The sequence below is a fragment of the Mesorhizobium sp. WSM4813 genome (assembly GCF_055811555.1).
In genome coordinates this window covers 40,513-63,041 of the sequence record NZ_JBVVQU010000028.1, presented here as the reverse complement: position 1 = coordinate 63,041, position 22,529 = coordinate 40,513, and the positions used below count along the sequence as shown (strand labels likewise).

20 protein-coding genes and 2 pseudogenes are annotated in these 22,529 nt (G+C 62.8%); 12 read left to right on the top strand and 10 right to left on the bottom strand.

All coding sequences use genetic code 11. From position 1 onward, the window contains the following. Positions 1 to 274 precede the first annotated feature (274 nt). Genes kce through AC0L25_RS17820 form a run of 3 tightly spaced genes read right to left on the bottom strand, consistent with a single transcriptional unit; the run spans position 275 to position 2,998 of the window. Positions 275 to 1,237, bottom strand: a complete 963-nt coding sequence (kce, locus tag AC0L25_RS17830; RefSeq protein WP_473596713.1) for a 3,5-dioxohexanoate:acetyl-CoA acetone transferase — start codon at positions 1,235 to 1,237, stop codon at positions 275 to 277. Next, positions 1,234 to 2,181 carry a 3-hydroxyacyl-CoA dehydrogenase gene (locus AC0L25_RS17825; protein ID WP_473596712.1) on the bottom strand — a complete coding sequence of 316 codons (948 nt, stop codon included), beginning with the start codon at positions 2,179 to 2,181 and terminating at the stop codon, positions 1,234 to 1,236. Before AC0L25_RS17825 ends, kce begins: the two co-directional genes overlap by 4 nt. Positions 2,182 to 2,191: 10 nt before the next feature. Further along, positions 2,192 to 2,998 carry an SDR family oxidoreductase gene (locus AC0L25_RS17820; RefSeq protein WP_473596711.1) on the bottom strand — a complete coding sequence of 269 codons (807 nt, stop codon included), beginning with the start codon at positions 2,996 to 2,998 and terminating at the stop codon, positions 2,192 to 2,194. Between the two features lie 183 nt (positions 2,999 to 3,181). Here AC0L25_RS17820 and AC0L25_RS17815 point away from each other — a divergent pair, with 183 nt between their 5' ends. Beyond that, positions 3,182 to 5,269, top strand: coding sequence for a M12 family metallopeptidase (locus AC0L25_RS17815; RefSeq protein ID WP_473596710.1), 2,088 nt, complete (start codon positions 3,182 to 3,184; stop codon positions 5,267 to 5,269). Here AC0L25_RS17815 and AC0L25_RS17810 read toward each other — a convergent pair. After that, positions 5,251 to 5,361, bottom strand: a pseudogene (locus AC0L25_RS17810) (ATP-dependent DNA ligase); the annotation flags it as partial. The gene AC0L25_RS17815 and the pseudogene AC0L25_RS17810 overlap by 19 nt on opposite strands. A 241-nt stretch (positions 5,362 to 5,602) precedes the next feature. On the opposite strand from AC0L25_RS17810, the gene AC0L25_RS17805 reads away from it, so the two are divergent. Continuing rightward, positions 5,603 to 5,782: a hypothetical protein gene (locus AC0L25_RS17805; protein WP_473596709.1), complete on the top strand. Its 180-nt coding sequence runs from the start codon at positions 5,603 to 5,605 to the stop codon at positions 5,780 to 5,782. Positions 5,783 to 5,814: 32 nt separating this feature from the next. Further along, on the top strand, positions 5,815 to 6,159 hold the full coding sequence (locus tag AC0L25_RS17800; protein ID WP_473596708.1) for a hypothetical protein: 345 nt from the start codon (positions 5,815 to 5,817) through the stop codon (positions 6,157 to 6,159). A gap of 285 nt (positions 6,160 to 6,444) precedes the next feature. Here the strand turns inward: AC0L25_RS17800 and AC0L25_RS17795 are convergent, their stop codons facing one another. Both AC0L25_RS17795 and AC0L25_RS17790 read right to left on the bottom strand, forming a co-directional pair. Beyond that, on the bottom strand, positions 6,445 to 7,032 hold the full coding sequence (locus tag AC0L25_RS17795; RefSeq protein WP_473596707.1) for a sulfocyanin-like copper-binding protein: 588 nt from the start codon (positions 7,030 to 7,032) through the stop codon (positions 6,445 to 6,447). Between the two features lie 251 nt (positions 7,033 to 7,283). Next, the gene (locus AC0L25_RS17790) at positions 7,284 to 7,955 is read right to left on the bottom strand and encodes a GntR family transcriptional regulator (protein ID WP_473596706.1); all 672 of its coding nucleotides are present in this window, start codon (positions 7,953 to 7,955) and stop codon (positions 7,284 to 7,286) included. 148 nt (positions 7,956 to 8,103) lie between these two features. On the opposite strand from AC0L25_RS17790, the gene AC0L25_RS17785 reads away from it, so the two are divergent. From AC0L25_RS17785 to AC0L25_RS17745, 9 genes are all read left to right on the top strand, one after another. Continuing rightward, positions 8,104 to 8,691, top strand: a complete 588-nt coding sequence (locus AC0L25_RS17785; protein WP_473596705.1) for an amino acid synthesis family protein — start codon at positions 8,104 to 8,106, stop codon at positions 8,689 to 8,691. Further along, positions 8,684 to 10,492, top strand: coding sequence for an alpha/beta fold hydrolase (locus AC0L25_RS17780; RefSeq protein ID WP_473596704.1), 1,809 nt, complete (start codon positions 8,684 to 8,686; stop codon positions 10,490 to 10,492). Before AC0L25_RS17785 ends, AC0L25_RS17780 begins: the two co-directional genes overlap by 8 nt. Further along, positions 10,489 to 11,541, top strand: a complete 1,053-nt coding sequence (locus tag AC0L25_RS17775) for an LLM class flavin-dependent oxidoreductase (RefSeq protein ID WP_473596703.1) — start codon at positions 10,489 to 10,491, stop codon at positions 11,539 to 11,541. Before AC0L25_RS17780 ends, AC0L25_RS17775 begins: the two co-directional genes overlap by 4 nt. Next, positions 11,538 to 13,013, top strand: coding sequence for an aldehyde dehydrogenase (locus AC0L25_RS17770; protein WP_473596702.1), 1,476 nt, complete (start codon positions 11,538 to 11,540; stop codon positions 13,011 to 13,013). The genes AC0L25_RS17775 and AC0L25_RS17770 overlap by 4 nt, the downstream gene beginning before the upstream one ends. A gap of 65 nt (positions 13,014 to 13,078) precedes the next feature. Next, the gene (locus AC0L25_RS17765; RefSeq protein WP_473596701.1) at positions 13,079 to 14,083 is read left to right on the top strand and encodes an ABC transporter substrate-binding protein; all 1,005 of its coding nucleotides are present in this window, start codon (positions 13,079 to 13,081) and stop codon (positions 14,081 to 14,083) included. A gap of 69 nt (positions 14,084 to 14,152) precedes the next feature. Beyond that, positions 14,153 to 15,013 (top strand): ABC transporter permease, encoded by an 861-nt coding sequence (locus AC0L25_RS17760; RefSeq protein ID WP_473596700.1) that lies wholly within the window; start codon positions 14,153 to 14,155, stop codon positions 15,011 to 15,013. Position 15,014: 1 nt separating this feature from the next. Beyond that, complete coding sequence (locus AC0L25_RS17755; RefSeq protein ID WP_473596699.1) at positions 15,015 to 15,815, top strand: ABC transporter permease; 801 nt, start codon at positions 15,015 to 15,017, stop codon at positions 15,813 to 15,815. Further along, on the top strand, positions 15,812 to 16,891 hold the full coding sequence (locus AC0L25_RS17750) for an ABC transporter ATP-binding protein (protein WP_473596698.1): 1,080 nt from the start codon (positions 15,812 to 15,814) through the stop codon (positions 16,889 to 16,891). The genes AC0L25_RS17755 and AC0L25_RS17750 overlap by 4 nt, the downstream gene beginning before the upstream one ends. Before the next feature lie 474 nt (positions 16,892 to 17,365). Further along, positions 17,366 to 18,262 (top strand): arginase family protein, encoded by an 897-nt coding sequence (locus tag AC0L25_RS17745; RefSeq protein WP_473596697.1) that lies wholly within the window; start codon positions 17,366 to 17,368, stop codon positions 18,260 to 18,262. Between the two features lie 20 nt (positions 18,263 to 18,282). Here the strand turns inward: AC0L25_RS17745 and AC0L25_RS17740 are convergent, their stop codons facing one another. The 4 genes and pseudogenes from AC0L25_RS17740 to AC0L25_RS17725 form a co-directional block, all read right to left on the bottom strand. Further along, a complete protein-coding gene (locus AC0L25_RS17740; protein WP_473596696.1) occupies positions 18,283 to 19,143 on the bottom strand; it encodes an alpha/beta fold hydrolase in 861 nt (286 codons plus the stop codon). A gap of 251 nt (positions 19,144 to 19,394) precedes the next feature. Then, positions 19,395 to 19,562 (bottom strand): annotated as a pseudogene (locus AC0L25_RS17735) (gamma-glutamyltransferase); the annotation flags it as partial. Further along, a complete protein-coding gene (locus AC0L25_RS17730) occupies positions 19,559 to 20,419 on the bottom strand; it encodes an alpha/beta hydrolase (RefSeq protein WP_473596695.1) in 861 nt (286 codons plus the stop codon). The gene AC0L25_RS17730 and the pseudogene AC0L25_RS17735, both read right to left, overlap by 4 nt. 182 nt (positions 20,420 to 20,601) lie before the next feature. Next, a complete protein-coding gene (locus tag AC0L25_RS17725; protein ID WP_473596694.1) occupies positions 20,602 to 22,524 on the bottom strand; it encodes a CHASE2 domain-containing protein in 1,923 nt (640 codons plus the stop codon). Positions 22,525 to 22,529: the final 5 nt, after the last annotated feature.

Sequence of the window (22,529 nt, the reverse complement as noted above, 5' to 3'; positions counted from 1 at the left end):
AAACTCACAGCGATAAGAGGAGGTGGCCACGATCGACCTCTATGGACGAGATCACCGAAAAGCAGAAATCGAGCGAGCGCTCGTTTCCTTATTCGCCTCTATTCCCTTTTGCAGCCGCCGTCATCGGCGAAGCGTGGTTCCGCAACGCCTTTGATGCCAAGGCCGGTTACTGCGAACAGGCTGCCGCGCAGGACGCCATCGCCGGGGAAGCGCGGCAGCGGCGGTTTGCCATCGAGGTCACGTACAGGGTGTCGAGTTTCGGCCCGCCGAACACTCAGAACGCGACCTTGTCGCCGCCCTTCAGTGACAGGATTTCGCGTGCCTCGTCGGGCGTCGCCACTTCCATGCCAAGCCCCTCGATGATCTTGCGGGCAAGCACCACCTGTTCGGCGTTCGATTTGGCAAGCTTGCCCTTGCCGGCCCACAGACTGTCCTCCAGCCCAACCCTGATGTTGCCGCCTAGCGCTGCCGACTGCGCGGCGATGCGAAGCTGGCTGGCGCCGGCGCCGAGCACCGACCAGCGGAACTGGCCGCCGAACAGGCGATCGGCGGTGCGCTTCATATGAGCGACGTCTTCGGGATGCGTGCCGATACCGCCAAGCAGCCCGAACACCGACTGCACGAAGAACGGCGGCTTCACCAGCCCGCGATCGGCGAAGTGCGAGAGATTGTAGAGATGGGCAATGTCGTAGCACTCGAACTCGAAGCGCGTGCCGTTGTCGTAGCAGGTCGCCAATATGTATTCGATATCCTTGAAAGAATTGCGGAAGACCAGGTCGCGCGTCGCTTCCAGATGCGGCTTTTCCCAGTCGAACTTGAAGGTCTCGTATTTGTCGACGAGGTGATAGAGCCCGAAATTGATCGAGCCCATGTTGAGCGAGGCGACCTCAGGCTTGAACTCGGCGGCCGGTCGCACGCGCTCCTCGACCTTCATGTAGGGGCTGCCGCCAGTGGTGATGTTAATGGCGGCATTGGTGGCCTGCTTGATGCGCGGCAGGAAGCGCGCGAACGCCTCCGGCGTCTGGTCGGGCTTGCCGGTCTGGGGATCGCGGGCATGCAGATGCAGGATGGCCGCACCCGCCTCCGCCGCCGCGATCGCCTCGGAGGCGATCTGGTCCGGCGTAATCGGCAGATAGGGCGACATGGTCGGTGTGTGGATCGCCCCCGTCACCGCACAGGTGATGATCACCTTGCCTTTGGTCTGCTGGGCGCCGGGCTTGCGGCTTGTTTCCGTCATCTTCCAAACTCCCGATCCGATTTTTTCTTGTGCGCTGCCAGCGCCATCAGCCGGCGGTCGCGCCACACCTGCCGTTCGCCGAGTTCTTCCCGCGGCAGCCGCTTGCGGCGGTCGGCCTCGACCGTTTCGATGACCTCGCCGGCCCAGTCGACGCGGCGCAGCATTTGCGGAAAAATGTTGGAATAGATCGCCTGATAGCGCTCGACATAGTCGCGTACGCCGCCCGGCGCATTGAGGTCTATCGTTTCGAACGGACCCATGAACGACCAGCGCAGCGCCAGCCCGTCGCGAATGCCGATGTCGACATCCTCGACGCTGGCATAACCATCGGCGACGAGCCGGAATGCTTCCTCCAGCAGCGCGCCCTGCAGGCGGTTCATGATGAAGCCGTCGAGTTCGTGCGTCATCACCAGCGGCGCGTGGCCCGCATCGACGAGGAGGGCGCGGGTCCTTTCGATTGTTTCGGAAGAAGTCCATGGCGCCGGCACGACTTCCGCGGCCGGGATGAGATAGGGCGGATTGATCGGATGCACGACCACGCAGCGGTGCCGCCCTTGCAGATGGTCGGTGAATTTCGACGGCAGCAACGCCGAGGTGGAACTGGCGATCACCGCCTGCGGACCGGCCAGTGCGTCGATCAGGGAGAACACCTCGCGCTTCACGTCGAGGTTTTCCGGCGTGTTCTCCTGGATATGGACCGCATCGGCCAGCGTTTCTTCGAGCTCCGCGACGACGCCGATGCGATCAAGCACGGCATCGATTGCCTGTCCCCGCAGCAGATCGTTGGCGGCGAGGTCGCCCAGAACGCCGGCGATGTAATCATGCGCACCTTCGGTCGCGGCCGGCGACTGGTCCCACATCTGCACATCGTGGCCGGCGCGGGCGAAGCTGATCGCCCAGGCCCGTCCGATGAACCCGCTGCCGACAAGTGCTATCTTCGTCATGGTCCGTTCCTCAAAGCGTTTCGACATTGCCGTCGACGCCGAGCGACTGGCCGGAGATGTTGATCGCCGCATCGGACAGCAGGAAGGCGACCATCGCGGCGACGTCATAGGGGCTGGTCATGCGGCGCAGCGAGATGTTCTGGAGATAACGCTCCGTCATCTCCTCATTCGACACACCGAGCTGCTTGGCGCGGTCGGCGATGACCTTGTCGATGCGTGGTCCCTCGATGATGCCGGGCAGGATGGCGTTGACCCTTATGCCGTGCGGCCCGAGTTCTTTGGCGAGGCTCTGCGTGAAACCGATGACGCCGAACTTGGCCGCCGAATAGGGGGTGCGGAAAGCGTAACCATGGCGGCCGGCGGCGGACGACATCGAGACGATCGAGCCGCCGCCCGCCGCCTTGATCAGCGGCACGGCGCGCCTGGCGCAGAGGAACTGGCCGGTCAGGCAGATGTCGATGCAGCGCCGCCAGTCCGAGGGATCGATTTCGTCGACGCCGCCGGTCGACCCGGCGATGCCGGCATTGTTGATCAGCGCGTCGAGGCCGCCGAGCTTTTCGTTAACGGTCTCGAACAGCCGATCGACGTCGTCGTCGCGCGAGACATCGGCCTTGACCGCGGCGACGAGGGCGATCTTGTCCGGAGCAGCAGCAAGCGCCTCGTCGGAAACGTCGCAAATCACGATGCGCGCGCCGAGCCGCGACAGCGTGTCTGTAATGGCCAAGCCGATACCGCCGGCGCCCGCCGTCACCAGCACGCGCTGCCCCTTCAGCCCGGTCAGAAAATCGTCCGCCGATGTCGGCGCCCCTTTTCTCATCGTGTATCCCTTTCAGCAGCCGCCGTTCGCGCAGCGTCATGATAGCGCCAGAACGACCAAACCGCATAGAATTGCCCTTGTGGCATAGAGCAGCTGAAGTAGTAACGAAAGCGCAACCTCGCTGGTGGCTTAACAAGCGGAAGCAGTTCTAGCCTAGCCTCTCTACCAGCCGCCTGAGTTCGGATGGAGTTGCCAACGCCGCGGAGGACGCGAGCAACAGGTCGCGCTTCTGCACTTAAGCAAATCGTTACCCACGATCCAACAGTCCTTAACAATCCGCGCAGGAAGCTGATACGCTTCCGCCAGGATCGTGACGCGGTCCGAGATGCTGGTTCAGTCGCGGCTTGCCAGGAATTTGCCGAGCTCAAGTCTCGAGTTGAAATCAAGACCCCGGCCTACGATCCGCCCCGATGCGAGAAGCCCGCCAAGATGGCGGGCAAGACGGTGGAGGTGGAAATGCTGAGAGCTGCCCTGTTGTTCCTGACGTTATGCTTTGCCGCGACCGAAGTGAGTGCGCAGCCGGACATACGTCCCAGGCCTGGAGTTACCGATCGCCTGCTGGACAGAAGCGGGGTCTCCGCCCCGGCGGCCAAGCGACGCGCTCATGTCGCCGACCGCATCAAGAGAGCTGCGGCTGACCATCCCGTATTGCGACCGCGTTCGCGCATAAGCGACATCGTCGACGGGCGGCTCGTGTCCACGACGATCCGTTCCGGACTGGAAGCCGTGCGGCTGGCCCAAATTCAGAAGAAGAAGCGCGACATCAATTTTCTCGGCGTGATCGATTCCATGACCATCGGCGGCGTCCAGATCAGCCTCGAACGCCGCAAGGTGCGTACCGGCCGCGGGCTCCAATCGCTGCTGCTGACCCAGGCGGGCGGCCAGTATGTTTACGACGGCGATATGGTCGTCCCGCCGTTCGCCATCGGTGGAATTGGATTCCCGCTGTCCGAACAAGGCGCGGAGCTGCCTGCCAATATCACATTCGCTGCCGGCTATGCAGGCACGTTTGGCGCAGGACCGCTGTGGGACGATGCGATAATCCCGTTCGAGGTGGCCGATGACTTCTGCTGCAACGAGGATCTTGCGTCGGCCATCGCCGACTATGAGGAAAGGACGGTGTTTCGCTTCGTTCCGCGCGATGGCCATGAAACTTACATTCGTTTCATCAACAGCGAACCGATCCTGAGCAGCCGCACCGAACTGGGCAAGCAGCGGGGCGAGAACGCGGTCAGAATCCAGGGAGTTCGGTTGGACGGTACGCCGGCCGGCGGATTGATCGGCACCATACAGCACGAGATTGGCCACGAACTGGGCCTGATCCACGAGCATCTCCGCTCGGATCGCGACCTGTTCATCGGGCGCAATCCGGGTTGCGCGCCCGCTGATATCTTTCAGGGCATCTATGAGGGTTGGATCGACATGACCAACGTCGCCTTCACCGAGGACGGCGCGGAACTGCTGACGGACTACGACTTTGCTTCTCTCATGCACTACAATTTCGGTCTCGACACCGACGGGGACGGAACGGTGAATTGTTCACCTTGGGTGCGGCTGGGCGGGTGCACCGGCCCCGCCTGCATCGACAACTTTTCATCGGCCTTGCTGTCCGATCGCGACATCGAGGGCCTCCACAAGCTCTACATCGCCGTGCCCGGCTCGAACAATTTCCTCCCCGAGCCTGACCAGGTCCGCTCATTCAACGGGGACAATGTCCGCCATAGGGGAAAGCGGATAGACCGGTGCCTGCATGGCTTGCCATTTGGGCAGAACGCCTGTTCGGCCACGTCGCGGGGCCGCGTCGCCGACGAATTCTGCGAGGCCAAGGGCTTTCAGGACGGCTTCAACGTTCAGACGGAAGGCATGCTTGGCGAGCACTCCGGCTTCCATACCGTGGTTGGCTGGATGAACGTATGGGGCGGCGACGTGATCTCCTCGATCAGCTGCCAGAACCTGACCCCTCAAGAGGAGCAGGTCGTGGCCGGGACGCTCGAGGAGGAAACGTTCAGCGGATCGGAGGTGGAGGTGTCGGACCGCCGCATTGACCGTTGCATGCATGGCGACGACATAACCGGCGACCGCTGCAGCGCCGCGAATCAGGGGCGCATCGCCGATGCGTTTTGCGAGCAAGAGGGCTTCGACGAGGCCTCGGCGTTCGAAACGGATTTCGGCGGTCCCAACGCCTTCATGTCCGGTTTCTTTCCCTCCGACGACGATTTCAAGGACGTCGCCGGACTGGATCAGTTTACCGAGATCAGCTGCGTCCGGTAGCCATCGTATTTGATTTCATGAATCCAATTGTGGCCCTCCGGAGGAACCTCAACCAAAGTCGGCAACATCGGTGGAATGAAGGTAAGACGCATAATGGAACCCCAAGCCGCGAGTCAATTCCGGTCGGCAGAATAGGTTCCAGCGCAACTAAAAACCCGCTGCCTGAGGGGACGGGCAGCGGGTTATCTGGAGCCAGGGTATAGGCCCTGTTTGATCGCAAATGGGGGAGCGACCAGCCGCGCGGCGAGAGCGACCGGCGTCTGCTGGTTCGCATCTTGGAGGACCCGCGGGTGCGATCCTCAGACGGGCTGTGGGCGATCATCAAACAGGTCAATGGCGACTCGGCCGATCTGCGGCGGCTCGCCGCCCGCCGCTACCTCGCGGCAAGCGAAGGAGGCGCGTAGCTGGATCAATGCCCTGGCCAACCTGCCTGAGGGCGCCTACGCCGATCCTCTGCCGGAAGAGCGCGCGATTCTCGCCGATCCGGCGGTCAGCCGCTTGCCACCGGCCTGATCAAGCGCCAGGGCGACCGCGGCGTCGATGCCGTGCCCGACCTGTTGCGGCTGCTGCGCAAGTACTCCGTCTACGATCCGGGCAAGTATGGCTTCAGCGACCTGACCGCGGCTACCGATGCCGTGCGAAGCGGCTTTCGCCGCATTGGCCCTGCGGCCTCTTCCGCGCGGCCTGAGATCGAGCAGCTCCTGGCTTCGCCGGGTCTGAAGTACCGCTACAAGACGCTCGGCCAGGAAGAATGGGACACGCTGCTGGTCGTCCTCGGGAAGCCTGTCGAAACGCTTGCCAAGCCGGAAAACCGAAGTGGTACCGACGCGAGATACCGCGAGCGCGTCGCTCAACGGGCCGCCAAGCCTTACGATCCGCGCCGGGATTGATCGCCGAAACGGGACGAAGCATCTTCGGAGACAGGGCTACGTCCGGCGACAGGATGGATCATGGGCCCGCCCGTTCGGGTGTCGCACGGTCTGAATGTCCGGATCGCTTTTCAGTGTCGATCGATAGCTGCCATTCCGCTTTCCAAGCTCAGCCGTTCGCGTTTATGGGTTCACGGCCTAACCTGCTCGGGCACGCCAATACTCTCTCGAGTTCCAGATAAGCCGCCATGGATTTGCATGGATCTCCACGACCAAGCCATAACGCGCGGCTAGCTCGCATAGCCCCTAAGGGCGTCCTGGCGGCTGCTCCTGCGGAAACTTGCTTTCGTCTATGATTGCCACGGCCTGCTCGATGCTGTCTCTCACCTCGAAACCGATCCAGTGTCCGTCCATCAGATGCGTTTGCCTGGCACAGGCGAGAAAATAGCTCCCGGCCCGCTGCGCAACAAAGTTGAGCTGCCTCCTCTCATTGATTTTAATTCCCTCTGGCGGATCGGTGTACGCCCCCCAGATCGCATCGTCGGCCGTCAACTTCACCGGCATCTCTGACTGAGCGTAGACCCTGGTCACCATCAGGCTGTGCGGGAAAGACGAGGAGCCATTGATGAACTCTATCTCTACCGACCATTCTGCTGGCACGACGATGGTGAGATTGCCGCCCCAGTAACCGTTGAAGTCAATAATGTCGGTCCGGATGTTGTCCCTGCGGTATCGCTCGACTTGGTTCCAATCGGCAACAATCTCTATGGCCACTGTCTTGGCTGCAGGATCGTTCTTGATCCAGCTCGGGACGAAAGGCTCCCCAGCCAGCGCAATTCCAGGCAGTAATGCCAAGGCGACGGCGAGAAGGGCAAGGTGAGCAAAGCGCGCCATCGCAATCAGAGGCTCCTCCCGAGCGGCGCGGTCGAGCGCAAGCGACCGCCAATCGAGGTCGACCTGGCTTGTTCCCTAAGGAAGAGAATACCCTCGAAATAGCATCCGCACCAGCAAACCCCAGAGTGCGCTATGGTCAGCAGTCAGGAACAACGCCATTGCTGCGATGTCTCGGGTTGGATGCGTGTTGTAGTTGCCTGCAGTGCGTCAATGCGAGCGCGATGGGCGATTCCGAAATATGACGTTCTGCTTCAGCTATCGCGAAGGGTCTGTTGCGCAATTCGCCACGCCTGCTCCACATGCCGCCGGGCCGCGGCTTCGGCATCGTCGCCGTTGCGCGACTTGATCGCGTTCATAATGTCGGTCATTTCGGCGATTGCGGCATCGCGACGATTCACCGAAGCGATGGTCATGGAACGCAGTTGGTTGATGCGGACGTTCAAACCCTGGACGATCTCCCAGGCGATGCGCTTGTCGGCGGCATCGAAAAGCACTTCATAGAATTTTGTCGTCGCCCGCATCACCTCGATCGGATCGGCTGAGGCCCACGCCGTGAGCAGCACATCCAACGCGCGCTCAAGCGCGGCGATCTGGTCCTGCGTCGCCGTCAGTGCGCAGGCGCGCGCCGCGATGCCCTCCATCAGAGCGCGCAGCTCATAAATCTCGTCGGTGCGGCTGAGATCTGGCTTGGCCACGGCAGGTCCGTGGCCAGGTATCATCTGGACAAGCCCCTCAGTCTCCAACTGCCGCAGGACTTCGCGCACCACCGAGCGACTGACGCCGAGCTGGTCGCAAAGCGGCCGTTCGACCAACCTTTCGCCGGGCTGGAAGTGAAACCCCATTATCGCGTCGCGCATGCGCTCCAGCGCCAGCGTTCTCAGCGTCTTGGCGGATCGTTCGATCCTCAGTGTGTCGTCGGCCAATTCATCACCTCCCACCATTCGCAAACAAACAGATTCTATGATCCGTTGACAAGTGATTTGGTCTTCGATAGTATGGTATACCATAAGACGATATAGGCGAAAGGAAAATTTTCCGGATGCCTCAGCCCGTTCGATCACCGAGGATTTGATGAAGCCGGCCATCCGAAAGATCGTCACCTATGTCGAGAACACGCTTATTGAAGGGGGCAAGGTGGCCGCCCGGCCGCTGCGCCTGATCGGCGTCGCGGCAGTGCTCGACAATCCGTGGGCCGGTCGCGGTTTTACCGAGGACCTTTCTCCCGAGATCCGCGCCTATGCGCCGGTTCTGGGGAAGGTGCTGACCCATGAAATCCTCGCAGTCGCGGGATCCGGCGAAGCGATCGAAGGCTACGGCAAGGCCGCGATCTGCGGCACATCGGGCGAGATCGAGCATGCCTCGGCGCTCATCCATACTCTGCATTTCGGCAACCACTATCGACGTGCCGTCGGCGCCAAGACCTATCTTGCCTTCACCAATCTGCGTGGCGGGCCGAACACGCCGATCATGATCCCGCTGATGGACAAGAACGATGAAGGCCGACGCTCGCACTACCTGACGGTGCATTTCCAGATCGGCGACGCGCCGGCGCCAGACGAGCTGGTGGTGGCGCTTGGCGCCTCGATCGGCGGACGACCGCATCATCGCATCGGCGACCGCTACCAGGATCTCAAGGAGGTCGGCGACCTGCATGGCTGAGCTGACGGACCGTGGCTGGCATTGCGGAACGGCGCCTGACGGCACCGGCTTCATCCGAGCCGGATCCGGCGCGCCGGTCCTCCTCATCCACGGCGTCGGCATGAACGCGGCGATCTGGGCACCCCAGATCGAGCTGATGAAGGACAGATGGGATGTGATCGCGATCGACATGCTAGGGCATGGCCAGTCCCCGCTGCCGCCCAAGGACGCCAGCCTTGCCGACTATGCCGGACAGGCAATCCGGCTTCTTGATCACCTTGGCCTGGATGCCGTGTCGATCGTTGGCCATTCAATGGGCGCGCTGGTCGGGCAGGAAATCGCTCTCGATGCACCCGAACGGGTCCGCAGCCTGGTGTCGCTCAACGCAGTCTTTCGCCGCCCGGCGGACCTTGCGCAGGCAGTGCGCCAGCGCGCCGCCGAACTGAATGGCGCGGAAAACCTGTCAGGGATGGACGCAACGATCGCGCGCTGGTTCGGCAACCCCGTCCCCGACAGCCTGGCCGAGGCTGCAAGGACGACGCGCGCGGCACTGCAGAGCGTCAACCCGGACGGCTATGCGCGCACATATCGACTTTTCGCTCATGCCGATGCGGCGCATGGCGATCGTCTTTCCGGTCTAGCGGTGCCGGCCCTGTTCATGACCGGCTCGCAGGACAGGAATTCGTCACCTGCGATGTCGGCGGCGATGGCCCGCCTCGCGCCGCGCGGTCGCTGCGTCGTTCTGGAGGGCGAACGACACATGATGGCCGTAGCCTCGCCTGACATGGTCACACGGCGCATTGTCGACTTTCTCGAGAGCAACGACGGCGCAAGCACATCGGCGCGACCGGCGATGGACACCGCCTTCGACGCGGGCGAATTCAGGCGGGCGCTCGGTTCCTTCCTGACCGGCGTTACCATCGTCACCGCCATCGGGCCGGAAGGAGAACCTCGAGGCTTCACTGCCAATTCGTTTACATCCGTTTCGCTCGATCCGCCGCTTGTTCTGGTCTGCATCGCCAAGAAAGCGCTGGGTCATCCGGTGTTTTCGACCTCGAAGTGCTTTGCCGTCAACGTGCTCTCGGAGGAACAGCGAGCCGCGTCCGGCGTCTTCGCTTCGAAAGCGCAGGACAAGTTCTCGGCTGTCGAGTGGCGCTTCGGCCCGACCGGCAGCCCGCTGCTCGCTGGATCGGTGGCTACGTTTGACTGTGACATGGAGCAGTTGGTCGACGCCGGCGACCATTCGATCCTCATCGGCCGCGTTCGCGAATTCTCCCACAATTCATCGCAGCCGCTCGGCTATTGCCGTGGCGCCTATGTCTCGCCCGGTCTCAGCCAGGAAGCGCTGGCGGCCGCACCACCCGACATGGAGGTCGGCGCGATCCTCGAAGATGAAGGCCGCGTGCTGTTCTTCGAAACCGCCGACGGCTTTTTCGAACTGCCGGCGGGCCGAGGACTTGGAACCCCCAGCGACACGCGAAGCCTTAGGGGATGCCTCGCTGCGAAAGCCATCGAGGCGCATCTCGGATTCCTGTTTGCGGTCTGGGACGACGCCGCAAACCCATCGCGAACGCATGTCTACTACCGCGGCACGGTGGACGCGCCCCACTCCAGCGATCGCCAGGTCCGGCTCGTCGACATCGACAGGATTGCCGGACTGAACATCGCCGACGCTGCTGTGCGCTCGATGCTCGCCCGCTACGTTCGCGAATGTCGGGAGGACGCGTTTGGAGTCTATGTCGGCAACGAGGTCGAAGGTGAAGTCCGTCCGCTCGCCAAGCCGGTGTCCATGAACACTTCCAATCCGGGTGAACAGATATGAAGTTCTCGCTCTTCGTCCATATGGAACGCTCGGACCCGGCAAAGCCGCATGCCGAGCTCATCGACGAGCTTGAGGAACTGGTCCTGGTGGCCGAGGCGGCTGGCTTCGAGACGGCCTGGATCGGCGAGCACCACGGCATGGAGTTCACCATCTCGCCAAACCCGTTCATCAACATCGCCTATCTCGGCGCCAGGACGAAGCGTATCCGGCTTGGCACAGGAACGGTCATCGCGCCGTTCTGGCATCCGATCAAGCTCGCCGGCGAGGCAGCCATGACCGATGTCGTCACCGCTGGCCGGCTCGACATCGGCATCGCCCGCGGCGCCTACAGCTACGAATACCAGCGCCTGTTCCCGGGGCTCGATGCCTGGGGCGCGGGCCAGCGCATGCGCGAGATCATCCCCGCTATCAAGGGCCTCTGGGAGGGCGACTTCGAGATGTCCGGGGAGTTCTGGTCTTTTCCCTCGACCACCTCGTCGCCCAAGCCGGTGCAAAAACCGCACCCGCCGATCTGGGTGGCGGCGCGCGATCCGAACTCGCACGACTTCGCCGTGTCCAACGGCTGCAACGTCCAGGTGACGCCGCTCGCCTCGGGCGATGATGAAGTCACCAGCCTGATGGAGCGCTTCAACGCGGCGTGCGCGGCGCATCCCGACATGGCCCGCCCCGAGATCATGCTGCTGATGCACACATTCGTTGCCGAAGACGCCGCCGATGCCGAGCAGCTGACGAAGGACCTGTCGCTGTTCTACTGTCAGTTCGGCGCGTGGTTCCAGAACAAGAAGCCTGTTCGCCAAGGCATATTGGAAGCGCTCACCGACGACGAGATCGCAGCCATGCCGCAATATGCGCCGGACAAAATCCGGCAGAACCTGGTCATCGGCGAGGCCGAAGAGGTGATCGCCCGGCTGAAGGCGTATGAGGCGCTCGGCTATGACCAATATTCGATCTGGATCGACAGCGGCCTGCCACACGAGCGCAAGAAGAAGTCGCTGCAGCTGTTTGTCGACAAGGTGATGCCGGCGTTCCGGCATGGGAGGCCGCAATGACCCTTGTAGCCTTCAGCAACTTCATAGATGGGGCGTTCGATACCCCGAAAACCACCTTCGAAAGCATCGATCCATCCACCGGAGCGCCCTGGGCGACGATGCCCGCCGCAACCGAAGCCGACGTCGACCGCGCCGTCGAGGCGGCGCACCGGACGCTGCACTCCTCCGCGTGGGCATCGCTGACGGCGACGGCCCGCGGCAAGCTGCTGGTGCGCCTCGGCGACCTGGTCGTCGCCAATGCCGGCCGCCTGGCCGAACTGGAAACGCGCGACACCGGCAAGATCATCCGCGAGACCCGCGCCCAGATCGCCTATGTCGGCGACTATTACCGCTACTATGGCGGGCTTGCCGACAAGCATGAAGGCTCGCATCTGCCTATCGACAAGGCCGATATGGACGTCACCATCCGGCGCGAGCCGATCGGCGTCGTCGCTGCCGTCGTGCCGTGGAACTCGCAGCTCTTCCTTTCGGCGGTCAAGCTCGGCCCGGCACTGGCCGCCGGCTGCACGGTCGTCCTGAAAGCCTCGGAGGACGGTCCAGCGCCGCTGCTCGCCTTCGCCGAACTCGTTCATGAGGCCGGATTTCCCGCCGGAAGCGTCAACATACTGACCGGGTTCGGGCACGATTGCGGCCGGCGCCTGACAAGTCATCCGCTGGTTTCACGCGTCGCCTTCACCGGCGGACCTTCGACAGCTCGCGCTATCGTCCGCAACACGGCGGAAAATCTCGCCTACACAACGCTGGAGCTGGGCGGGAAAAGCCCGGTTGTCGTTTTCGCCGACGCAGACCTGGACAGCGCGGCAAACGCGGTCGTGGCCGGGATTTTCGCGGCGTCTGGACAAAGCTGTGTCGCCGGCTCGCGGCTGCTAGTCGAGCGTTCGATAAAAGGCGAGTTCCTGGACAGGCTGAAGCACAAGGCCGAGGCCATCAAAATTGGTGATCCGCAGGATCCGGCTACCGAAATGGGACCGCTGGCAACGCCACGCCAGCGGGAATGGGTCGAGAAGATCGTTGCCGAGAGCCTCGCCAAGGGCGGGACGCTGGTCACCGGCGGAAAAAGGCCCGACGATCATTCGCGCGGCTTCTACTACGCACCGACCATCATCGACGCCGAGGATCCAGCGCTGCCCTGCGTGCGGGAAGAATTGTTCGGTCCGGTGCTCAGCGTTCTCGCCTTCGACACGGAAGCCGAAGCATTGGCGCTTGCCAACGATACGCCGTTCGGCCTCGCCTCGGGCGTGTTCACCACCAATCTCGCCAAGGCGCACCGCATGGCGCGCGACATCCATGCCGGCGTCGTCTGGGTCAACACATACCGTGCCGTTTCGCCGCTCGTGCCGTTCGGCGGCTATGGTCAGTCAGGGCTCGGCCGTGAGGGCGGACTTGACGCCATCCGCGATTACACGCGCTCGAAATCCGTCTGGATACGGATATCCGACGAGCCGATCCCGGACCCGTTCGTCATGCGATGAGGGCAGCGCCAATCGCGCAATTTCATAAAAAACAAGAAACCAAGCAACCAACAGAGGAGAATGACATGAAACTGATTTTGACCGGCATCCTGGCCGGACTCTTGGCAGCCACTGCCGCGCATGCCGATGAAATGGTGTTCACCAGTTGGGGCGGGACCACCCAGGAGGCGCAGACCAAATCCTGGGCTGCTCCGTTCGAAGCGAGTTCCGGCATCAAGGTCCTGCAGGACGGCCCGACGGACTACGGCAAGCTGAAGGCCATGGTGGAAGGCGGCAGCGTCGCCTGGGACGTCGTCGATGTCGAAATGGATTTCGCCATCAAGGCGGCCAAGGACGGCCTGCTCGAGCCGATCGATTTCAGCGTCGTGCCGAAGGCCGATCTCGATCCTCGCTTCACCACGGACCATGCGGTCGGCAGCTTCTACTACTCCTTCGTTCTTGCCTGGAACAAAGGGGCGGTGTCGGGCGAACCGGCGGGCTGGGCCGACATGTTCGACCTGACGAAATTTCCCGGCAAGCGCACGTTCTATAAATGGTCGGCGCCGGGCGTCATCGAAATCGCACTGCTGGCGGACGGCGTGCCGGCAGACAAACTCTATCCGCTCGACCTCGACCGGGCGTTCAAGAAACTCGACACGATCAAGTCGGAAATCGTCTGGTGGGACAGCGGCGCGCAGTCGCAGCAGCTGATCGCCTCCGGTGAGGCGGCCTTCGGGCAGCTCTGGAACGGACGAGTCTTCGCCCTCGAGCAGGAAGGCGCCGATGTCGGCGTATCCTGGAATCAGAACATGACCGCCGCCGACGTGCTCGTCATTCCCAAGGGTTCGAAGAACAAGGCGAGCGCCATGAAATTCCTGGCCGCTGCGACAAGCCCGAAAAGCCAGGCCATGTTTGCTGAAGCAAGCGGCTACGCACCCATCAACACGGCAGCCAAGGCCGAAATGCCGGCCGATGTCGTCAAGTCGTTGCCGGACGCCTATGTCGACGGGCAGATCAACCTCGACATGAACTACTGGGCTGAAAACCGCGATAAGATCGCGGAGCGCTGGTACGCCTGGCAGGCCAAATAGAAGCCGACCTCACCCATGAACCGGCGGGACTCTGCGAGGCGTCCCGCCCGTGCTGCCGGGATCATCGCCATGTCGGGCAATCTGCTTTATCGACAGCCAATCCTCCGAAGGCCAGATGGCATCGGCGCTGCCCTGCCGGCGCTAACTCTTGTCGCCCTGTTCTTCGTGGTGCCGGTCGTTGCACTGCTGTTGCGCAGCGTGACCGAACCGGTGCCGGGCCTGCACAACTACGCCACCCTGTTTGGCGACGGCACCTATGCGCGGGTCTTCTTCAACACCTTTCTGGTCGCCACCGTCGTCACCGCCGTGACCGTCATCGTGGCGTTTCCGGTCGCTTGGATGCTGGCGATCATGCCGCCTGCCCTCGGCTCGATCGTCTTCGGCATCATCATCCTGTCGATGTGGACCAATCTGCTCACCCGCACCTATGCCTGGATGGTGCTGCTTCAACGCACCGGCGTCATCAACCGGACGCTGATGGATATCGGCCTGATCAGCCAGCCGCTGCCGCTGATCAACAACCTGACCGGCGTCACCATCGGCATGGTCTACATCATGCTGCCCTTCATGATACTGCCACTGGTCGGAACCCTGCGCGCCATCGATCCGATGACGCTGCGCGCCGCCGCCCTGTGCGGCGCGAGCCCCTTCGACGCCTTCCGCCGCATCCTGCTGCCATTATCGCTTCCCGGAATCGCTGCAGGCGGCCTGATGGTTTTCGTCATGTCGCTCGGCTATTTCGTGACGCCGACGCTGCTCGGCGGCACCTCCAACATGATGCTCGCCGCAATGATCGCCCAGATGATCCAGTCCTTGCTCAACTGGGGGCTCGGAAGCGCGGCGGCTTTCATCCTGCTTGTGGTCACCATGGCGCTCTACGCGCTGCAGTTGCGCCTCGTCGGCGCCAAGCGCATGACAGGAGGCATCTGAGATGCTGCTCGACTATGACCGGCTCGGCTGGCTGCGTGCAGCACTTCTGGGTTTCACCGGCCTGGTCGCGGCGTTTCTGCTGCTGCCGGTGGTTTTCATCGTGCTTTTGTCGTTCGGGTCGTCGCGGTGGCTGGCTTTTCCGCCACCAAGCTGGACGCTGAAATGGTATGAGGAGCTCTTCGCCGATCCGGCCTGGCTCGAAGCGGCGCTGACCAGCGCGCGCATTGCCGCCATGGCCGCGATTCTTGCCGTCGTCATCGGGCTCCTGGCTTCTTTCGCCCTGGTCAGGGGACAGTTTCGCGGGCGCGACGTGCTTCGCGGCCTGCTGCTGACGCCAATGGTGCTGCCGGTCGTCGTCTTCGCCATCGCCATCTATGCATTCTTCCTGCGGATCGGGCTCGGCGGCACCACGGCAGGCTTCGTGATCGCCCACACGGTCCTGGCACTGCCCTTCGCCATCATCCCGATCACTGCGGCTCTCGAAGGTTTCGACAAATCCATCGAGGATGCGGCGATCGTCTGCGGCGCAAGCCCATTCGAGGCAAAACTCCGGGTCACCTTGCCGGCGATCAAGATCGGGATTTTTTCGGCGGCGATCTTTGCCTTCCTCGCCTCGTGGGACGAGGTGGTGGTCGCGATCTTCATGGCCAGCCCCACCTTGCAGACCTTGCCGGTCAAGGTCTGGGGCAGCCTGCGCCAGGATCTGAGCCCGGTCATCGCCGCGGCGTCCAGCCTTCTCGTTCTCCTGACGTTGAGCCTGATGATCGTAACCGCACTCATTCGGCGGAAATTGTCGAAATGATCGAACCGTTCCTCTCCATTCGCGACCTGCGCAAGGCGTTCGGCAGCTTCGTCGCCGTGCACGATGTCACCATCGACATACCCAAGGGCGAGTTCCTGACCTTTCTCGGCCCTTCCGGTTCTGGCAAATCGACGACGCTTTATGCGATCGCCGGCTTTCAGCACCCGACATCCGGCGACGTTCTTCTCGAAGGCAGGTCGCTGCTGTCGGTGCCGTCGCACAAGCGCAATATCGGCATGGTGTTCCAGCGCTACACGCTGTTCCAGCATCTCACCGTCGCCGAAAACGTTGCCTTTCCGTTGCGCGTGCGCCGCCGTCCGGACGCAGAGGTGAACCGAAAAGTCGCCGAGATGCTGTCGCTGGTACGGCTCGAGAGTTTCGGCGGCCGATATCCCGGCGCGCTTTCCGGCGGACAGCAGCAGCGCGTGGCGCTTGCCAGGGCGCTGGCCTACGATCCGCCGATCCTCCTGATGGACGAGCCGCTTTCGGCGCTCGACAAGAAGCTGCGCGAGGAGATCCAGGCCGAGATACGGCGCATCCACCGCGAAACCGGCGTAACGATCCTTTACGTCACCCACGATCAGGACGAGGCGCTGCATCTTTCGGATCGCATCGCGCTGTTTCGGGACGGGCGCATCGAGCAGATCGGCACCGGTGAGGACCTTTATCTGAGACCTGCGAGCGAATTTGTAGCCAGCTTCATCGGAAATTCCAATTTCCTGCCGGCCGAGCATCTTGAAACCGTCAACGGCTCCGCCACGATCCGCCTGGCCGATGGCTCGGTCGTCTCGGGCGTCAGGATCGATCGGGACTTCAGCCAAGGCCAGAAGACCAGGCTGATGGTGCGGCCGGAAGCGTTTCGACTGAGACCCGGCCCGGCCACTGCCGGGCTTGCGGTCGAGTTCATCGACACCGCCTTCTTCGGCGAGCGGCGGCGCGTCATCGCGCGCACGGCCGCCGGCCAGGAGATCGACGTCAGGCCGACATCCGACATGACGGAAGCGCATGAGGGCAGCGCCCCAAGCAGTCGACAGATCTTTTTCGATCCCGCCGCCGCATTTCTGTTTCCAGCCTGACAGAGGCGCTGGCGGTCTGAACGACGTCCCAGGCAGCCGGCGGCTCGATGGTGACGCCGTATTTGGCGGCATGCCAGCGACGGTCGCGGCGTCCAATTCCCCAAACATCTGATCAAGGCCGCAACTCGGCGCGCAAAGGACGAGCACGCGGGCCGGCTTGCCGACATTGGCCGGGACCGTGTGCGTCTTGACTTCAAAATGGAAATTGGGCGGGTTGAAATTTCCTCGGCTTTGTCCACTTTCGGTATCAATTGCCCGACTGGTGCGATCTCCGGCGAAACCAGCGTGATCGAATTGACGAGAAAAATATGGTCAAGGGTGCTGGAGATAACGTCGAAGAGCGTGGCGGCCTGAAGCGCAATTTGGGATGTTGCGCACCCGAGGGTACGTCGGTTGCAAGTTGAGTTTTTGGCCGCAAAAGCATCGCCTATGCGCCGCCAGACCGGTTCCTGATCGCCATACCTGGAGCATCTAATGCCGACCCGCCCCTATGCCATCCTTGAAGCGCCGTCCTCGCTGGGTCTGGCGACCGACGGCGTGGAAGCCTTGCCCGGTCGGCTGCTGGAACTGGGCCTCGCCGCGCGCATCCATGCGCGCCGCGCCGGGCGGCTGGCGGTCCCGCCGAAGGACCCGAAGCCCGACCCTGCCACCCTGACGCTGAATGCCAACGCGATCGCGGCGTGGTCGCCCAAGCTCGCCGACGCCGTCGAGGAGGTGCTGGGTGCGGGCGAATTCCCGGTGGTGCTGGGCGGCGACTGTACGATCTTGCTGGGTCCGATGCTCGCGCTGCGCCGGCGCGGTCGCTACGGCCTGTGCTTTATCGACGGCCACGCCGACTTCTTCCAGCCCGAGGCCGAGCCCAATGGCGAAGGCGCGTCCATGGACCTGGCCTTCGTCACCGGCTACGGGCCGGCGCTGCTGACCGACCTGGAGGGTCGCCGTCCGTTGGTGCGCTCCGCGGACGCTGTTGCCTTCGCGTTTCGCGACCATGAGGACCAGGCCGAGTTCGGCAGCCAGCCTTTGCCGGCGGAGCTCATGGCCTACGATCTCCACGCCATCCGCCGCCTGGGCGTCGAAGCCGCCGCCCGTGCGGCCGTTGGCCACCTGACGCGGGCGGAACTCGACGGCTTCTTCATTCATCTAGACGCCGATTGTCTCGACGATGCGATCATGCCGGCGGTCGATTTCCGCGTACCGGGCGGGCTGTCTTGGGACGAACTTTCGGCGGCGCTCCGGATCATCCTGGCGAGCGGAAAGGCGGTTGGGCTCGAGGTCACCATCTACAATCCGCGCCTTGACGAGGACGGCAGCGCCGGCCGTCGCCTTGCTGATGTCCTGGCGGTGGCCCTCGGCACAGCCGCGCCCGCTTAAGCGGACGGGACGCCCGCCTGCTATCTGGACCGGCCTTTTTCCCTGTCGATGAAATCAAGGATCAGGTGAGCTGCCGCTTCCGCGCGGGTTTCGAGCAGGAGATGACCGGCGTCGAGGATATGGGCGTCCATACGGGGAAGCGCCTCGATCCAACTCATGGTTTCGGCGAGTTCGAAGAAGGGATCATGGCGACCCCACACCATCAGTGCAGGCGGCTGGTAGGTTCGCAGATAGCCCTCGATCTCCGGGAAGCCGCGCACATAATTTCCATAGTCCGCCACGAGAGCACGTTGTGCCTCGAGCCGTCCCGGCAGGCTCATCACGCGCCAGTCCTCATCCCAGTTTTCGGCAGCGATGGACTTTGCGATATCGTCGGGCAGGCCCCCGACATACTGATACCGCATCCCTTCCCAGGTCAGATGAGCGGTGGCGGCGGCCTCATTCTCCGCGGTGGGGTTCGACCAATAGGCGATGGTGTCTGCCCATTGGCGGCCGAATCCACTGGTATGAGCGTTGGCATTCTGGATAATCAGACCCGTCACCAGCGCGGGCGCATGCATCGCGACATGAAAGCCGACTGGCGCGCCGAAATCGTGAAGGTAGATGAAGCGAGGACCGACGGAGAAGTGGTCGAGGACTTCGAGGATTGCGTTCCCCATTGCTTCGAAGGATGTCGAGGCGAGGACATCGGACTCCCCGAACCCCGGAAGATCGGGAGCGATGACGAACAGGTCGTCGAGGAGCATCGGGGCCAGGCGCCGGAACGTGCGCGCTGAGCTGGGAAAGCCGTGCAGCAGCAATAGAGCGGGACTGGAGGGATCCCCCCCGACATCCACCGCGAGACAGCTTCCGCCCATGACACGAAGATAGTGCCGGATCATCGCAGGCCTCCTTCTCTCATCGAGCCATTGCTCGTTTCGCCCGCCCTTCTCCCGGATTTATTCTAAATCTATGGGTTACGTCGCGCCATAGCGTGCTTGCGGAGGACGCCCGGACGGGCAAAATCACTCGATTGCTTAGGCCGATAATGGACTGTTTTTGAGGGACAATTTATTTTCCTCAAACACAGGCACCGTCGGACATACCGTCAAAAATTTAGCTTTGACTTGATTGACGAAAATTTCGGCTGTTCGCGTCGCGGCATATAGACCTGCATCGAGCCAAAACCCCCCGATGCCGGCATTTGAGGGTCGACGACGCCTTGCATGAAGGCGCAGGCGATCGCGGCATCGTTGCCGCCGCGTTGGAGCACCAGCGCACCGGCCGCCTCCGGCTGCGGCGCAACGATCATTGCATTCATCTTGATGCGTTCCGTCGTTCCTTGAGCACCTGGGCCAGGAAATCCTTGACTGGATCGAGAACCGCGTCGCGTTCGTGGGCTACCCCGGGCAGCAGATCAAAGCGCACGCGCACACCTGCTTCCTCGAACGATCGACACAACGTCCTGAGGCGTTCCGGCCGCGTCCGCCCGGCATCGTTGGCGCCCGGCATCCAATAGGTGCTGCCCTGGCCGTGCGTGATTTCCCAGGTTTCCAGATCGGCATCGCCAACGATCATCTGGACAGGGACTCTTGCCAGCGCGGCGGCGTCGAAGGTGATGCCGAACTTCTCGGGCAGGTCGCGAATGCCCACCCACCAGTCCCGCGCGGGATCGAGCAAGGTTACCGAGCCCGGCGCACCGATCGAAGCCGCCCATAGTCTGTCGGGATGAAGGATGGCGAAGCGATGGGTGAAGTGCCCGCCGCCGGAAAATCCGAACATGGCGAAGCGGGTCCAGTCCTGACGATATTTTGCAACGACTTCCTCGACTATGGCGAGCAGCACCTGATCGTAGCGGATGTCGCCCTCCATCATGTATTTATATCCGCTGCGGGCGTCGTCGCCGAGAACGCCAATTGGGAACAGCGGGCACAAGATAGCGCAGTCGTTCCAGCGTCCGAACTCGGCGAACGCGTCGCGGAAGCCCAGGAACGAGGTGCGGCCAGTACCGTGGATGGCGACCAGCAGATCGACTTTGGCGCCTTCCCCCACCGCAGGCGGCACATACAGACAATAATGGAAGCGTGGGTCTGATTTCGAAGCAAAGATGGCGGTCGCGCCAAGATCGTATGTAGCGCGGCCGCGATCCGCGACGGATCCCGTGGCGATGCTCGTCAAGTCTACAACTCCTCAGACAGTCTTGGCATTCATGTCTAGCGTATACTGGTCGGCCCGCGTCGTGAACTGGAGGGTCCTTTCGGGCAGCCAGTGGGCGACATCGTAGCCCGGGCTTATCGTATTTCCGCCCCCCTTGGCTTCTCGCCGGCCAATGAGATAGCGAGTTGAACCGGTGCCTAACGTCACACGATTTCCCCGGTGGAGTGTGACGAGGGGTGCATCTCCGGAATGGTGAAAACCGGCACCTCGCCCTTGAAACCTTGAAGCTCAAAGGCACCCGCCTGGACGACCGGCATCGGCGCTCCTGCCGCAAAGCCGGGACCAAGCACCAGGGGGATGCGCAGCTTCTTGGTCGTCGATTCGAGCCGTGCCGTACGGTTCACCGGCGAGCCGATCGCCGTGTAGTCGAAACGCCGTTCCGACCCGAAATTGCCTACCGAGCAGATGCCCGTCTCGATGGCGACGCCGATTGCGATCGAGGGGTGGCCTTCCGCGGTGAAGGCGGCGTCTTCGCGCTTCACCCGCTCGATCAGGGCAAGCCCCGCTTCGAGCGCGCGCTCGCGATGATCCGGCTGATCAAGCGGCGCGTTCCAGAAGGCCAGCACCGCGTCGCCCATGAACTTGTCGATCGTCCCGTCGCGCTTGAGGATCTCATCGGTCGCAATGCCGAGGAAGTGGTTGACCACCTTTGCGATTTCTTGGGTATCGAGTTGTTCGCTCATCGTCGTGAAGCCGCGTATGTCGCTGAGCAGGATTGTGATCTCGCGCTTTTCGCCGGACAGGATCGCTTCGGTGTCCGAGCTTGCGAGGCGCTGCACCACGGAAGGCGACAGATACTGGGAGAACTGCCGTGCCAGGGTGGACCGGCGCTGCTCGCTGCGCCTGTAGAGGACATAGCCTTCGAAGCCGGCTATCAGGACCGTCGCAAGCGCCGGCTGCAGCGGGTCATAGAGTGCACCCTGTATGCTGTATTCGAGAGAGCCGAACACGAACGGCGTGACCGCCAGCAGCCCCAGAGCGAGGGCGCCAAGCACGACACGTTCGGCGAGCACTCCGGAAAGCCCGATGAAAACGATGGCACTGAGGACAAACCAGAGGCGCTCGAGCATACGCGCGTGCGTTGGTTCTGTAAGATAGCGCCCGGCGAGCATCTGGCCGATTGCATCGGCGTGGATGTCTGCGCCTGGTCGCGCTGGACGCGTCGGCGTGGGCAGGTATTGCGTCAGCCCCACGGCCGACAGATCGACAATGGCGATGGCATTCCGCAGCCGCGGATCGCTGTCGCCCGAAAGGATAGTGCTGGCAGATAGACGTGGCGTATCCGTGGCGGTTTCCCAAAGCCGGATGCTCCCCTCCGGCTCGAGCGGCACAATGGCGCCGGCCATCCTGAGTGCATTAAACCCGGCGGCATTCATCCGGGCTATGTAGCCGTCCTGCCCGGCATAAAGGCGCAGGAGCTCGAGCGCAAAGGACGGCCAGAGCTGCACGCCTTGAGCGGTGTTGCGAAGCCACAGCAGCGGCACATGGCGCAGTACGCCGTCTGGATCGGGCAATGTTCGAATGACGCCGAGGCCCGCGGCGGCGTTCGAGAATTCGGCAAGCGAGCCGGTCAGGCCGGTGAAGCCGGGAAGTGTGTCGGGTACTTGCCCGACGATCGACCAGCCGGCTTTGGGCTCTGCTTCTGAAACCGTCGCCTCGTTGCCTAGGCTGACGGCAAGCGCCGTTCGGTTTTTCGCCAGTGCCGTTGCCAGGCGTTTGTCTCCGGCGATGCCCTCAGGCGAGGTGTCGGCCTCGGGCAGCACCAGCGCAAGCCCGATCACCGCGGCGCCGGATTTGGCGATGCCATCGACCAGATCGGCCAAGAGGCCACGGTTCCAAGGCCATCGCCCATGTGCCTTGAGGGTGGCATCGTCTATCGAGACGATCACGACGGGATTGCTAGTTGCCTGGCGCGGGGCGAGAAACTGGTAGAAGTCGTACGTACGTTCGCGGAGGCGCGACAGCGGCCCGTCGAAAGCCAAATGGCAAGCGACCAGCAATAGCACGACCGCAAGGCCGGATATTTTGCGCCTGGCAGCTTGCCGCCAATCGAACAAGGGGCTCATACCGG

Coding starts and splice junctions, on each gene's coding strand:
- kce (WP_473596713.1), bottom strand. CDS start 1,237: ATGACGGAAACAAGCCGCAAGCCCGGCGCCCAGCAGACCAAAGGCAAG.
- AC0L25_RS17825 (WP_473596712.1), bottom strand. CDS start 2,181: ATGACGAAGATAGCACTTGTCGGCAGCGGGTTCATCGGACGGGCCTGG.
- AC0L25_RS17820 (WP_473596711.1), bottom strand. CDS start 2,998: ATGAGAAAAGGGGCGCCGACATCGGCGGACGATTTTCTGACCGGGCTG.
- AC0L25_RS17815 (WP_473596710.1), top strand. CDS start 3,182: ATGGAGTTGCCAACGCCGCGGAGGACGCGAGCAACAGGTCGCGCTTCT.
- AC0L25_RS17805 (WP_473596709.1), top strand. CDS start 5,603: ATGGCGACTCGGCCGATCTGCGGCGGCTCGCCGCCCGCCGCTACCTCG.
- AC0L25_RS17795 (WP_473596707.1), bottom strand. CDS start 7,032: ATGGCGCGCTTTGCTCACCTTGCCCTTCTCGCCGTCGCCTTGGCATTA.
- AC0L25_RS17785 (WP_473596705.1), top strand. CDS start 8,104: ATGAAGCCGGCCATCCGAAAGATCGTCACCTATGTCGAGAACACGCTT.
- AC0L25_RS17780 (WP_473596704.1), top strand. CDS start 8,684: ATGGCTGAGCTGACGGACCGTGGCTGGCATTGCGGAACGGCGCCTGAC.
- AC0L25_RS17775 (WP_473596703.1), top strand. CDS start 10,489: ATGAAGTTCTCGCTCTTCGTCCATATGGAACGCTCGGACCCGGCAAAG.
- AC0L25_RS17770 (WP_473596702.1), top strand. CDS start 11,538: ATGACCCTTGTAGCCTTCAGCAACTTCATAGATGGGGCGTTCGATACC.
- AC0L25_RS17765 (WP_473596701.1), top strand. CDS start 13,079: ATGAAACTGATTTTGACCGGCATCCTGGCCGGACTCTTGGCAGCCACT.
- AC0L25_RS17760 (WP_473596700.1), top strand. CDS start 14,153: ATGTCGGGCAATCTGCTTTATCGACAGCCAATCCTCCGAAGGCCAGAT.
- AC0L25_RS17755 (WP_473596699.1), top strand. CDS start 15,015: ATGCTGCTCGACTATGACCGGCTCGGCTGGCTGCGTGCAGCACTTCTG.
- AC0L25_RS17750 (WP_473596698.1), top strand. CDS start 15,812: ATGATCGAACCGTTCCTCTCCATTCGCGACCTGCGCAAGGCGTTCGGC.
- AC0L25_RS17745 (WP_473596697.1), top strand. CDS start 17,366: ATGCCGACCCGCCCCTATGCCATCCTTGAAGCGCCGTCCTCGCTGGGT.
- AC0L25_RS17740 (WP_473596696.1), bottom strand. CDS start 19,143: ATGATCCGGCACTATCTTCGTGTCATGGGCGGAAGCTGTCTCGCGGTG.
- AC0L25_RS17725 (WP_473596694.1), bottom strand. CDS start 22,524: ATGAGCCCCTTGTTCGATTGGCGGCAAGCTGCCAGGCGCAAAATATCC.